This window comes from Clostridium sp. D46t1_190503_E9, assembly GCF_015555225.1.
Taxonomy (GTDB): domain Bacteria; phylum Bacillota; class Clostridia; order Clostridiales; family Clostridiaceae; genus Clostridium.
Genome location: NZ_JADNKB010000003.1, coordinates 137,385 through 150,278, shown reverse-complemented (window position 1 = coordinate 150,278; position 12,894 = coordinate 137,385). Strand labels below are relative to the sequence as shown.

Annotated in this window: 10 protein-coding genes and 1 other annotated feature; of the genes, 6 read left to right on the top strand and 4 right to left on the bottom strand. The window is 27.2% G+C overall.

The window, feature by feature from the left end; translation table 11 throughout:
* Positions 1-9 precede the first annotated feature (9 nt).
* The 4 genes from I2E83_RS04435 to I2E83_RS04420 all read left to right on the top strand — a co-directional run bounded on the left by I2E83_RS04435 (position 10) and on the right by I2E83_RS04420 (position 5,767).
* Complete coding sequence (locus I2E83_RS04435; RefSeq protein ID WP_195262549.1) at positions 10-1,803, top strand: sensor histidine kinase; 1,794 nt, start codon at positions 10-12, stop codon at positions 1,801-1,803.
* A complete protein-coding gene (locus I2E83_RS04430) occupies positions 1,800-2,768 on the top strand; it encodes a geranylgeranylglyceryl/heptaprenylglyceryl phosphate synthase (protein WP_195428779.1) in 969 nt (322 codons plus the stop codon). The genes I2E83_RS04435 and I2E83_RS04430 overlap by 4 nt, the downstream gene beginning before the upstream one ends.
* A gap of 28 nt (positions 2,769-2,796) precedes the next feature.
* A complete protein-coding gene (locus I2E83_RS04425; protein WP_195428777.1) occupies positions 2,797-3,846 on the top strand; it encodes a galactose ABC transporter substrate-binding protein in 1,050 nt (349 codons plus the stop codon).
* Positions 3,847-3,984: 138 nt separating this feature from the next.
* Positions 3,985-4,227 (top strand) — a binding site (T-box leader).
* Between the two features lie 238 nt (positions 4,228-4,465).
* Positions 4,466-5,767: a dicarboxylate/amino acid:cation symporter gene (locus I2E83_RS04420; protein ID WP_195428775.1), complete on the top strand. Its 1,302-nt coding sequence runs from the start codon at positions 4,466-4,468 to the stop codon at positions 5,765-5,767.
* 272 nt (positions 5,768-6,039) lie between these two features.
* On the opposite strand, the gene I2E83_RS04415 is transcribed toward I2E83_RS04420, so the two are convergent.
* Positions 6,040-7,710, bottom strand: coding sequence for an FAD-dependent oxidoreductase (locus I2E83_RS04415; protein ID WP_195428773.1), 1,671 nt, complete (start codon positions 7,708-7,710; stop codon positions 6,040-6,042).
* A gap of 143 nt (positions 7,711-7,853) precedes the next feature.
* Positions 7,854-8,417 (bottom strand): alkyl hydroperoxide reductase subunit C, encoded by a 564-nt coding sequence (gene ahpC, locus I2E83_RS04410; RefSeq protein WP_195262544.1) that lies wholly within the window; start codon positions 8,415-8,417, stop codon positions 7,854-7,856.
* A 289-nt stretch (positions 8,418-8,706) separates the two neighbouring features.
* On the opposite strand from ahpC, the gene I2E83_RS04405 reads away from it, so the two are divergent.
* On the top strand, positions 8,707-8,958 hold the full coding sequence (locus tag I2E83_RS04405) for a TIGR04540 family protein (protein ID WP_195262543.1): 252 nt from the start codon (positions 8,707-8,709) through the stop codon (positions 8,956-8,958).
* A 130-nt stretch (positions 8,959-9,088) separates the two neighbouring features.
* On the opposite strand, the gene I2E83_RS04400 is transcribed toward I2E83_RS04405, so the two are convergent.
* A complete protein-coding gene (locus tag I2E83_RS04400) occupies positions 9,089-10,090 on the bottom strand; it encodes a glycosyltransferase (RefSeq protein WP_195262542.1) in 1,002 nt (333 codons plus the stop codon).
* Between the two features lie 196 nt (positions 10,091-10,286).
* Here I2E83_RS04400 and I2E83_RS04395 point away from each other — a divergent pair, with 196 nt between their 5' ends.
* Complete coding sequence (locus I2E83_RS04395) at positions 10,287-12,212, top strand: glycosyltransferase (RefSeq protein WP_195428772.1); 1,926 nt, start codon at positions 10,287-10,289, stop codon at positions 12,210-12,212.
* Positions 12,213-12,414: 202 nt separating this feature from the next.
* On the opposite strand, the gene I2E83_RS04390 is transcribed toward I2E83_RS04395, so the two are convergent.
* Complete coding sequence (locus I2E83_RS04390; RefSeq protein WP_195262540.1) at positions 12,415-12,894, bottom strand: flavodoxin family protein; 480 nt, start codon at positions 12,892-12,894, stop codon at positions 12,415-12,417.

The window sequence follows — 12,894 nt, the reverse complement described above, 5'->3', positions numbered from 1 at the left end:
TGATTTAATATGCTAAATTCTATTAAGAGTAAAATAATAGGTTATTATAAAAAAGCTAGTATCCAATATATAATATCTATATCTTTTACAATAGTAGCTGTTATTGGAATGATAGTAGTAGGTGGAGCTCTTTACTTAAGATTTACTAATTCAACAGAAGAAATGGTTTTAAAGAATAATAAATCCATATTAGAGCAAGTTAATTTAAATTTAGATACTTACTTAAGAAAAATGATGAAGATATCAGATACAATATATTATAGAGCTATAAAGAAAACAGATTTATCAAATGAAAGTATAGATAAAGAAATGGATTTAATTTATGAAGCTAATAAAGATTACTTAATAAGTATTAGCCTTTTTTCAGATTATGGTGAGGTAATAGCTTCATATCCATTACAACAATTAAAAAACAATATTGATCCTAGAGAAAGTGAATGGTTTCAAAGTGCTATAAGTAAAAGGGAAAACTTACACTTTTCTACTCCTCATGTGCAAAATTTATTTTACGATCCTAATTATAAATACACTTGGGTAGTATCTTTGAGTAGGGCAGTTGAGATTACTGAAAGTGGTAGGATTAATGGCGGAGTTCTTCTAGTTGATATGAATTTTAGTGGTATAGAGCAAATATGTAAAAATGTTGATATGGGTAGAAATGGGTATGTTTATCTTATAGACAGAGATGGAGAAATAATATATCATCCAAGGCAACAATTAATATATTCTAATTTAGTAAAAGAAAATAATTATGAAGCATCTAAATATGAAGATGGAAATCATATTGAAAAGTTTGAAGGAAATAAAAGGTTAGTGACAGTGAAAACAGTTGGATATACTGGATGGAAAATAGTTGCTATATCACCAATGACAGATATTACAGCTGACTACTCTGAAATTAGAATATTTGCTGTATTTATAATGTTTTTTGGAATATTTACATTAATCTCAATAAATATGTTTGTATCATCAAGAATAGCAAATCCTATAAAGGAATTAGAAAAGTCAGTTAATGAATTTGAACATGGAGTAGTTAATTTAAATATATCAGAAAGTGGTTCTTATGAAATTCAACATTTAGGAAAAGCAATTAGGTCCATGGTAAAACAAATGAATATGCTAATGGAAAATATAATGAGTGAGCAAGAGGCAAAACGGAAAAGTGAATTAAATGCATTGCAAGCTCAAATAAATCCACATTTTTTATATAATACTTTAGATTCTATTATATGGATGATAGAAAATGAAAATTATGATGGTGCTATAGTAATGGTTACAGCACTAGCAAGATTTTTTAGAATAAGTTTAAGTAAAGGTAAAAATGTAATAACTGTTAAGGATGAATTAGAACATGCTAGAAATTACTTAACAATACAAAATATACGTTATAAAAATAAGTTTACTTATGATATTAAAGCAGAGGAAGAGGTTTTAAATCTTACAAGTATTAAACTAATAATTCAACCACTGATTGAAAATGCTATTTACCATGGTATGGAGTATATGAGTGGTGACGGAGATATTCTTGTAAAAGCATATTTGAAAAATAATGATTTATATATAGATATTATTGATAATGGACTTGGGATGCCTCAAGAGATTGCAGATAAATTGCTAACTAATGAAAATGGTGTTCAAAAGAAGGGGTCAGGAATAGGACTTAGAAATGTACATGAAAGAATAAAATTATACTTTGGAGATAAATATGGATTGGAGATATATAGTGAGCCAGATGAAGGTACAACAATAAGAATTCATATGCCATCTATAGATTTTTATAGTATTAAGGAGGAGAAAAAGTGAAGATAAGAAAGAAATTAATTTTCATAATTTTATTTACAATGCTTATTTCTTCTTTTTTAGTATTATTAAATGAAGGTAAAAAAAAGGATGTTAAAGTTTATAATTTTTCAGTAATAATTAGAGGGAAAAATAGTGAAGGGTGGAGGATAATAAAAGAGGGGATGGAGCAAGCTGCTTCTGAGATGAACGTAAATATAAGGTTTTTAACACTTTTAGAGGAAAATAGTATTGATGAGCAAACTGAATTAATAGAAAGAGAGTTAAGCAATGGGACAGATGCTATACTTATATCCCCGACAGATTATAAGGCTATGGCAAATACTATAGAAAACATTAGAAAAAAGATACCAGTAGTTTTATTTGAATCTAATATAGAAACTAAGCAAAATATACCATATGTGTCTTGTGATAATTATAAGTTAGGGCAAAGCCTTGCAGAAGAAGTAGTGAGAAATGGAAATACAAGAAGTAGAGTTTCTATTATAAAAAGTGATTTAAGCTGTAGTAGTATAAATGAAAGATATTTAGGTTTTGTAGATGAAATAAATAAAAGTAAAAATACTTATGAACTTTTAGAGTTACCAAAAGATGAGGTACAGCTTTATAATAAAGTTAGAGAAATTATAGAGAATAATGAAACGGATGTAATAGTTACATTTGAGCCAAGTATTTTAGAGAGTGTAGGAAAAGCTAAGAAGTATGTAAGTAATAGTGATTTAAAATCTAGCGTTGAATTATATGGGACAGGCAGTACAAGTTTAATAATATCATTAATTGAAGAAAATATAATAAATTCAATAGCTATGCAAAATGAATTCAATGTTGGATATTTAAGCGTTAAGGCATCTGTTTCACAAATTGAAGAAAAGGCAATTGATGATAGCGTAATAACATCAACTATAATTAATAATAGGAATATGTATTCTAAAGAAAATCAAAGGATGTTATTTCCCTTTGTAAGATGATAAATTTAATGCTTTATAGGAGGTTAGGGTGAAGAAGGGTAAAAGAATAATTAATATTTTTAGCTTAATGCTAATATCTACTCTTATTGTAGGCTGTAATAAAGAAAGCAATATTAAATTTAAAAAAGAAATTAAAATAGGGGTAACACTTTATAAGCAAGATGATACTTTCATATCTACAATCAGTAAAAATTTAGAGGAGATAGTCAAAGAAAATGAAAGTGTTGATAAATCTAAAGTAATGATTGATTTTGTTGATGCAAAAGGAAGCACAATAAATCAGGGGAATCAAGTGGATAAGTTTATAAATCAAGAGTATGATGTTATATGTGTGAATTTAGTGGATAGAACAGCAGCATCAACTATAATTGATAAAGCAAAATCAGCAAATATTCCATTAATATTTTTTAATAGAGAGCCAGTAGAAGAAGATATGAATAGATGGGATAAACTATATTATGTTGGAGCACAAGCAGAACAATCTGCAAGGTTACAAGCGGAGATACTACTTGATGAATGGCTTTCAAAAAAAGATATAGTAGATAAGAATAAAGACAATAAGATTCAGTATGTAATGCTTGAAGGTGAACCAGGGCATCAAGATTCTTCAATAAGGACAGAATACTGTATAAAATCTATTACTGAAAAAGGTGTTCAACTAGAAAAATTAGCAGATGATAGTGCAAATTGGCAAAGTGATCAGGCTATAAGTAAAATGAGTCAATGGATCAAAGAGTTCGGAGATAAAATTGAAGTTGTATTTAGTAATAATGATGTAATGGCGCTTGGGGCTATACATGCAATTAATTCTAACGATATATTTACTAAAAAGCCTCTAGTTGTTGGGATAGATGGTATAAAAGAAGCAATGGAATCAGTTAAGGAAGGTGAAATGCTTGGTACTGTTATAAGTGATTCTAAAGCTCAAGCAAAAGCAATATTTGATCTTGCAATAGCATTAGCTAAAGGTAATAATGTAGAAGGAATTGATGAGCTTGAAAATAATAAATATATAAAAGTGCCTCATACAAAGGTAACTAAAGACAATGTGGATTTGTATATAGAAAATGAAAATTAAATTACTAAGAGTGAGGAAAATCCTTACTCTTTTATTTTAGCTAAAAATACCTTATAAATATACGAATTAAATATGTAATTTGTATATTGACAATAGAGTAAATAATGCTATAATTAAATCATAGTAATCCGATATGAATTAAAGGCTATGAAGAGGAAAAGTAATTAATAACAATTATAACAGAGAGGGTTAGTAGCTGAGATAACCTATAGTTTTATTAATGAAGTGCACCTTGGAGTTTAAGATCCGAACGTTATAAGTAGGGACTTATGGGTTCTCCCATTACAGAGATAAGGTATTATATATAGTACCTAGAAAAGATGGATATTTAATTATATCTAATCAGAGTGGAACCGTGGAAGTTTACCTTCTGCCTCTGTATAAACAGTGGTAGTAGGTTTTTTTTATTTATATAATATATTCAAATAATATGCTTATTAACTACAGTATAAATTAATTATAATATATAAATACTTATATAATTAATTTAAAGTTAACTTATTAGATAGAAATCTTAAAATACAATATTTAAAGAATTATCTTAAGGAATTTGCAGGCCAGCAAATAAATGTTTAACTAAGAATTAAATTATCTAAAATAAATATTAGGAGGATAAAAAATGAACTTTAATTTAATATTAGCTATTATATTATCAATAGCAGCAATTTATATAATTTATTTAGTAAAATCAAAAACAGGAAAGTTTTCTTATTCAACATTAACTGCATTAGCAATAGGGTTAATCCTAGGTGCAATTTTCAAGGGAGATATTATGTTCCTTGAAGTAGTAGGTAAGGGATATATATCATTAATTAAAATGATAGTAGTTCCTTTAGTTATGGTATCAATAATAACAAGTATAATTAGGCTTAAAAATTTAGATACTCTAAAATCAATTGGCCTTAAAACATTAGGTATATTACTTGGAACAACAGGTATAGCATCAATAATAGGAATAGTTATGGGAAAGAGCTTTAAATTAGGACAAGGATTAAGCTTTGTAGGAGCTGAAGGATTTAAAGCAAGAGAAATACCATCATTTTCAAAGGTATTATTAGACTTTTTACCATCAAACCCAGTAGCATCAGTAGTTAATAATCAAATAATTCCAATAGTTATTTTTTCACTTTTCATAGCAATAGCTTTAGTTATTGAAGATAATAAGAATCCTGAGAAGGTTAAACCATTTAAAGATTTCATTTTATCAACTTATGAATTAGTATTAAGTATAACAAGAATAGTATTAAAATTCATACCATATGGAGTTTTTGCATTAATAGCAACAGCTGCAGCAAGCAATGGGATGGATACTATAAAATCATTAATTGGTGTCGTTTTAGCAGTTTATATTGCTTGTATATTACAAATGTTATTAGTTCATACTCCTTTAATAACTTTTGTTGCAAGAAAAAATCCATTAAAGTTCTTTAAGGATATTTTCCCAGCTCAAGTTGTTGCTTTCACAAGTCAAAGTAGTTATGGAACATTGCCTGTAACAATTAAGAGTTTAGTAGAAAATGCTAAGGTTTCTGAAAATATAGCAAGCTTTGTAGCTCCACTTGGATCAACTATAGGAATGAATGCATGTGGTGGATTATATCCAGCAATAGTTGCAATTTTTGTAGCTAATGTATTTAATGTTGATATGACAATGTATCATTATTTCTTAATAGTATTAACAACAGTTATATCTTCAATAGGTATAGCAGGAGTTCCTGGAGCAGCAACTATGTCAACAACAGTTGTTTTATCAACTTTAGGATTACCTATAGAAGGTATGGCAATGGTAATGGCTGTAGATGCTATAATAGATATGATGAGAACAGCAACTAATGTTACAGGTTCTGCTGTTGCAGCTCTAGTAGTTGATGAAACTGAAAAAAGAAAAGAACGTAATAATGTAGCACTTGATGCTAAATAATTAAATAAAAGTAAAATATGATATAAGTTTTAGCTCTATTAAACTGAAAATAATATGTTTAATAGGGCTTTTTTTATTTTAATTACTTAGTAAAAAATAAACAGTGAAAGTGTAGATATAGATTATAATAGTTAAGGGATATAGAAATGGTTATAAATGATTAATGGATACAGAAATGATTCTAAATAATTAATATATATAGAAATGATAATAAAAAATAGGTACTACATAGATAATTATTATCTTCTGTAATACCTTTAAAACAATATTTATTATTTAAGCAATTCAACTATATCTTCAAGCTTTTTACCACCAAAATAAACTTTAGAATCATTTATTATTAGTGCTGGAACGCTCATTATTTTATGTTTATCTTTAATATCTTTGAAGTTTGATAAATCTAACATTTCTGTTTCTATATTAGGATTTTCTATAGCTATTCTTTGAGCTGCAGTTACAACTTCAGGGCAAACGTGGCAGGAAAGAGATACTGCAACTTTAATATTAGTTTTCTTATCTGGTGACAGTGATTTAATTTCATTTAATAAATCGTCAGTTAGTGCTTGACCTGGACCAGCTAGATTGTAAATAGCTAGTATAAATGAATTTAATTCGTGTCCTCCAGGTACACCATGGAATTTAACTCCACTGTAGTTACTATCTTTATCTAATAAAGCAACTACAGGATATTTATCTGCATGAATTTTAGATTCCATTTCAAGGTTTTCACCTTTTTTATAGATGATAGCAGAAATTTTATCATTTAAATCAGATATATCTAAAATTAAATCTCTTAATTCAATTGATTTTTTATTACTTTCATCAACTATTGATACTAGTGAAATGTTATTTTCTATCTTAGATAATATACCCTTTAATTGGTTTCTTAGATTATCGTTTAATAAATTACTTCTTCCAGATAAAGTTTTATTATTGGTAGTAGGTACTTCTTTTTTTATTTCAACTTTTTCTTCAATAATATTTTCATCAACTATACCAAGTCTTTCTTTTTCAGAAGCAACATATCTTTCAGCATCTGTTGCTGCAATAGCACCATCAGCTACAGCTGTTACAACCTGTCTTAATAGTTTAGGCCTTAAGTCGCCTGCAGCATAAACACCTTTTATATTAGTTTGCATATTTTCATTTGTTAAGATATATCCGTATTTATCCATTTCTATCTTATCTTTAAATACTTTAGTTTGTGGCTCATAACCAACAAATACAAAGATACCAAATGTTCCATCTTCTTTAGGAGGGAAGTATTCTGATTTTTCATTAGTAACATTATTAATAAGCTTTACAGATCTTAGAACATCATCACCAACAGCTTCTACAACTTCAGTATTGAATCTTATTTCTATATTTTTATTAGCTTTTACTTTATCACCGATAGATTTAGCGCAAGTAAACTCAGGTTCTCTTGCAATTATAATTACTTTTTTAGCAAATCTAGTTAAATAAATAGCTTCTTCAGCAGCTGCATAACCTGCACCGATTACAAGTACTTCTAAACCTTTAAAGAATTCTCCATCGCAAGTAGCACAATAAGCAACACCTCTACCACCATATTCAATTTCTCCAGGGAAGCCTAATTTTCTTGGTGTAGCACCTGTAGCTATAATTATAGATCTACCTTGAATTTCACCATTATTTGTTTTGATAATTTTTACATCTCCAGTAAAATCAACATCAATTACATCAGCTGATTGAAATTTAACACCAAAATTTTCGGCTTGGATTCTCATATCTGATGTTAAATTAGGACCAGTTGTTTTTACAATACCAGGATAGTTTACAATTTCAGCAGTACTATTAATTTGACCGCCAGTATGTTCTTTTTCGATTATTAAAGTATTAAGTCTTGCTCTACCAGCATATAGACCAGCAGATAAACCAGCAGGACCGCCACCGATTATAATTAAATCATATATTTTATTCATAAATTCCTCCTTAAGATTTCAATGATATTATTAAGTAATAATTATTATTGATTAGTTTATTAAAAAAATAGCGAGTTGCCTCGCTAATTTTTTAATATTATTGATATATATTTAGGAGAGATTAGCTCTCCTTATGTTTTATATTAAAGTTTACCAACTAAATCTAAGCTTGGTACTAAAGTTTCTTCACCTGGAGTCCAGTTTGCAGGGCAAACTTGATCGCCATGTTCAGCTACGAATTGAGCAGCTTGAACTTTTCTTAATAATTCTTCAGCATTTCTTCCAATTCCATTTTGGTGAACTTCATATGCTTGAATTTCTCCTTCTGGGTTAACTATAAATGTTCCTCTTAAAGCTAATCCTTCTTCTTCAATAAGAACTTCAAACATTCTTGCTAATTTTCCAGTAGGGTCACCTAACATTGGATATTGAACTTTTGCTATTGTTTCTGTTGCATCAGCCCATGCTTTGTGAACAAAATGAGTGTCTTCAGATACTGAGTATATTTCAGCTCCAATTTCTCTGAATTTTTCATAATGATCTGCTAAATCTCCTAATTCAGTTGGACAAACAAATGTAAAGTCTGCTGGATAGAAGAAGAAGATTGACCATTTACCTAAAACATCTTCCTTTGATACTTCCTTGAAGTTACCATTGTGGTAAGCTTGAACTTTAAAATCTTCGATTTTTTTTCCTATTAATGACATAAATTTTTTCCTCCTCAAATTTCAATAATTACTATGAATTAATAATAATTATTATTTAATAAAATGTCAATAGGTTTTTGAAAAATAATTGATAATTTTTATCAATTGATTCTTTGTAGCAGTTATACAGAAATATATAATATTATTGCCCAAATATGTATAATACTTACACATAATAATTAAATAAAAATTAAGAATTTTAATACATATTGTTTTACATGTTTATTTAGTATAAAATATATATAAAAAGTAGATTTTAAAAAGTAGATTTTTAGGGAGGATAATATTCTTGAATAAGGGTGGAATTAGATTATATTATAAAAATCAGGAAGAACTTAGTTATGCACTAAGAGACTACATAGACGATTATTTTGAAGGTAACATAGAGGATGAAGCTTTAGAAGAAAAAATATTTATGGTAATAGAAGCTAATAAGGCTAAATTCTATAAAGATGATGAAATAGCTAAGAAACCAAAACAAATTTTAGGAAAAACAAGATTAAATGTATTAGAACAAATTTTAAAGAAAAAAATGGGGTAAGAACATAAGAAAGTTGCCATTATTTAATAAATTATATTTTTTAAACTTTAAATGGTTCCACTAATAATTTGGATTACTTATATTTGTAAATTAGCAAGAAGGACAAGTAGAAATACTTATCCTTCTTTTTTTAATTAAGTCTTTCTAAGCTTTCTAAATTAAATCCAAGCATTTCGGGTATGAAGTTTTTTAAATTTATATAATCTAATCTAAAATAATATTGAGGGACTTTCTCATAAAGTTTTAGATATAATTTTAGATTTTCTCGTGATTCTTCTAGATTATTTATTTTTTCATAACATATACTAAGTAATAAATATATTTCTCTAAAAGCGTCATTTTTAAGTAAATATCTTTCACCCATAAGAATTGCTTTGTTATATTTTTGAGCTATATAATAAGTTTTTACAATTAAAAAAGAGAGATAGCTGCTTATATAATAGTTATCATTTAGTTCAATTGCTTTAATATAGTTGTTTATTGCTATGGTATATTTATTTAAAAGGAAATATTCATTAGCAATGTTATAGTAATATAAATAATTTTTTTCTTTGTCAGCATAAGATAAATATATAGAAAGATTTCTATTACACCTATCTGTTAATTGTTTTTCATTATAGTCATATCCAAAATTATATAATATAAATTCTAAATTTAAAATTTGATTTAAATATGAATCATTATATAAAGAGTTGTTAAGTTTTTCATTTATTCTTCCAGAAAAATAAAATCCAGAGTTATTTTTAATAATCCTAAGTAAATACTCGCCTTTATAAGGTTTATTATCGATTATATTTATAAGCTTTAATCTAAATCCTAAATATAAAGAATCATTTAATACATTTTTTAATTTAGATACTTGAGTATTATCTAATGCCTCATCACAATCAATGCACAAGATCCAGTCTTTAGATGCGATTTCTAATGCTTTATTCCTTGCAGAACTAAAGTTATCATTCCATGGAAACTTTATTACTTGTGCATTGAATTCTTGGGCTATATTAATCGTATTATCAGTGGATCCAGTATCAATTAGGATTATTTCATCAGCAATACTTTTTACACTTTTAAGACATCTAGATAGGTTTTCTTCTTCATTTCTAGCTATAATACAAACGCTTAAAGTATCCAAAGAAAGTTACCTCCAAATAAAAATGGTTTTATTATAGAATATGATAATAAATAAAATATGCTAATAATAGAAAAATAGATATTATTATTAAATTCTACTTAAAACTACTTATTAAAGGGTATTTTATTAAAAATAAGCATAATATGATAAGTAGGAATAGATTATTATATATAAAATAAGTAATTGGAGGAAGTCAATGATTAGAATTTTAATTGGGAGTCCTATTCATCAAAAACCTGCTATTTTAAAAGAGTTCCTTCTATCATTAAAAGAATTAAATTCAGATGATTTATTTATTGAATATTGCTTCATTGATGATAATAATATAGAAGAATCTTCATTAATCTTAAATAAGTTTAAAGAAGATATAGAGAAAGTTACTATTTTAAAAAGTGAAGAAAATACATCGTTATATATATGTGATGATTATACTCATAGATGGTCAAACGATTTAATAAGAAAGGTGTCTAATTTTAAAAACACTATAATAGAAAAAGCTTTAAAAGAAGAGTATGATTATCTTTTTCTTGTAGATTCTGATTTAGTAATGCACCCTAAAACCTTAAAAAGGCTAGTATCATTAAAGAAAGAAATAGTTTCAAATATATTTTGGACAAGATGGCAACCAAATAACTATGAGCAACCACAAGTTTGGTTAAAAGATATGTATACTTTATATGAATTTGAATACGGAGAAAACTTAAGTGGAAATGAAGTTATGAAAAGAACATCAGATTTTATAAATATGTTAAGGAAACCTGGAACTTATAAGGTTGGAGGGCTTGGAGCATGCACTTTGATATCAAAAGAAGCACTTTCAAAAGGAGTAAACTTTAATCCAGTTTATAATATTTCCTTTTGGGGGGAAGATAGACACTTTTGCATAAGGGCAGCTGTACTTGGCATTCAGTTATATGTAGATACCTATTATCCTGCTCACCATATATATAGAGATGAAGATTTAGGAAAGATAAGTGAATATAAATCATCTAATATTATTAGAGAGTTTCAAGTTTACAGTGCTAAAGCATATGAAACTTTGGAAATAGCCTTAGAAGGAATTGGGGATTATAGCTATAAAAAAGATATACCTTTTAATTATTTGGAGTTTTTTGAAGAAGAAGAGCAAGCTAGATTAAGAAGGGAGCTAATAATTAATAGAAAGATAGTATTAGAAGAAAAAATAACAAATAAAATAAGGATAATTAGTCATCAAACACAATTTACTAATAATGTTAATGAGATAGTTATTAAGGTAGTTTATAATGAATTAGGATATAGGAATAGCTATAGTTATTATGAAGAAAAGCAAAGTGAATTTACTTTGCAGATGGATAAAGACGGAAATTATAAAATTATTAAGTGGATATCTGAAGGTAAAAGAGATCCTGTAATTAAACCTTTAGTAAGGAAAGCTAAAGAAGAAGGTAATAAATTAACTTTATCAATGATAGTTAAAAATGAAGAAAATAGATTTTTAAAGAAAGTGCTAGAAGATGCTAAACAATATATTGATAATGCAGTTATAATTGATGATGGAAGCACTGATAATACTGTTGGGATAATAAAAGAAGTATTAGGAAATATACCATATAAATTAATAGAAAATATTGATTCAAAATTTAGTAACGAAGTTACATTAAGAAAACAACAGTGGGAAGAAACTATAAAGATTAATCCAGATTGGATAATATTTTTAGATGCGGATGAGATTTTTGAAAATAGATTTAAATATAATGTACGTGATTTAATGAAAAATACTGAAGTAGATGGTTACATGTTTAGACTGTATGATTTTTGGGATGAAGAGCACTATAGAGAAGATGATTTATGGAATGCTCATAATACCTATAGATTATTTATGATAAGATATCAAGAAAACTATAACTATTTATTTAGAGAAACGCCACAACATTGCGGAAGGATGCCATATAATTGTAATAATTTAGCCTATGAGCTGAGTAGTTTACGATTAAAGCATTATGGATGGTCTAGATCAGAAGATAGAAAAGAAAAGTTTGAAAGATATATGAAGCTAGACCCAGAAGGTAAGTTTGGAATTCTTGCACAGTATTACTCAATATTAGATAAAAATCCAAATTTAAAAAAGTGGATAGAATAGTAAGCAATTAACAAATTTATTCTATATTAGATAGCTTTGCTATATTTTGAGAGGCAGAATATTGAAAAGTGAAATAATATCAGTCGTTTAATTAAAGGCTATATTTTAATTTACAGTATATAAAAGAGGCTGTATCAGAAAGATATTTAATGCAAAATGTAAAATGCAAAATTACAGCCTCTTGAATTAAAATTTAATACAATTAGAAGTTTATTTTATCAATTTCAGATATTAATGATTTTATATCATTATCATTTGGGTGGTTTAATGATTCTACAAGATTATCTTTAATTGCTTCAAACTTTTCAGGCATAGATTCCTTTATCTTATTTTGAATAGCATCTGATACCTTACCTTGGCACATATATGTTCCAATAATAGTATTAGATTGAGGTATTAATTTTTTTACGCTATCTAAAATTCCGCTAAAGTATTCTTTTGTATTATCATACCCAGCAGTTCCAAATATAAATACCTTCTTGCCAGAAAGTTTCTCTATAAATGCTTTAATATCTGCTCCACAAGAGTTTCCTGCTGTCCAAAATCCTACAAATATAACATCTGCTTCAAGTGCTTCATCAGAAGGTTTCCCTATATAACACTCACCAACTTTACTTTTAATTGTTTCTGCTAATTTTTTTGTATTACCAGTTACACTGCTAAAAACTATTGAATATTTCAT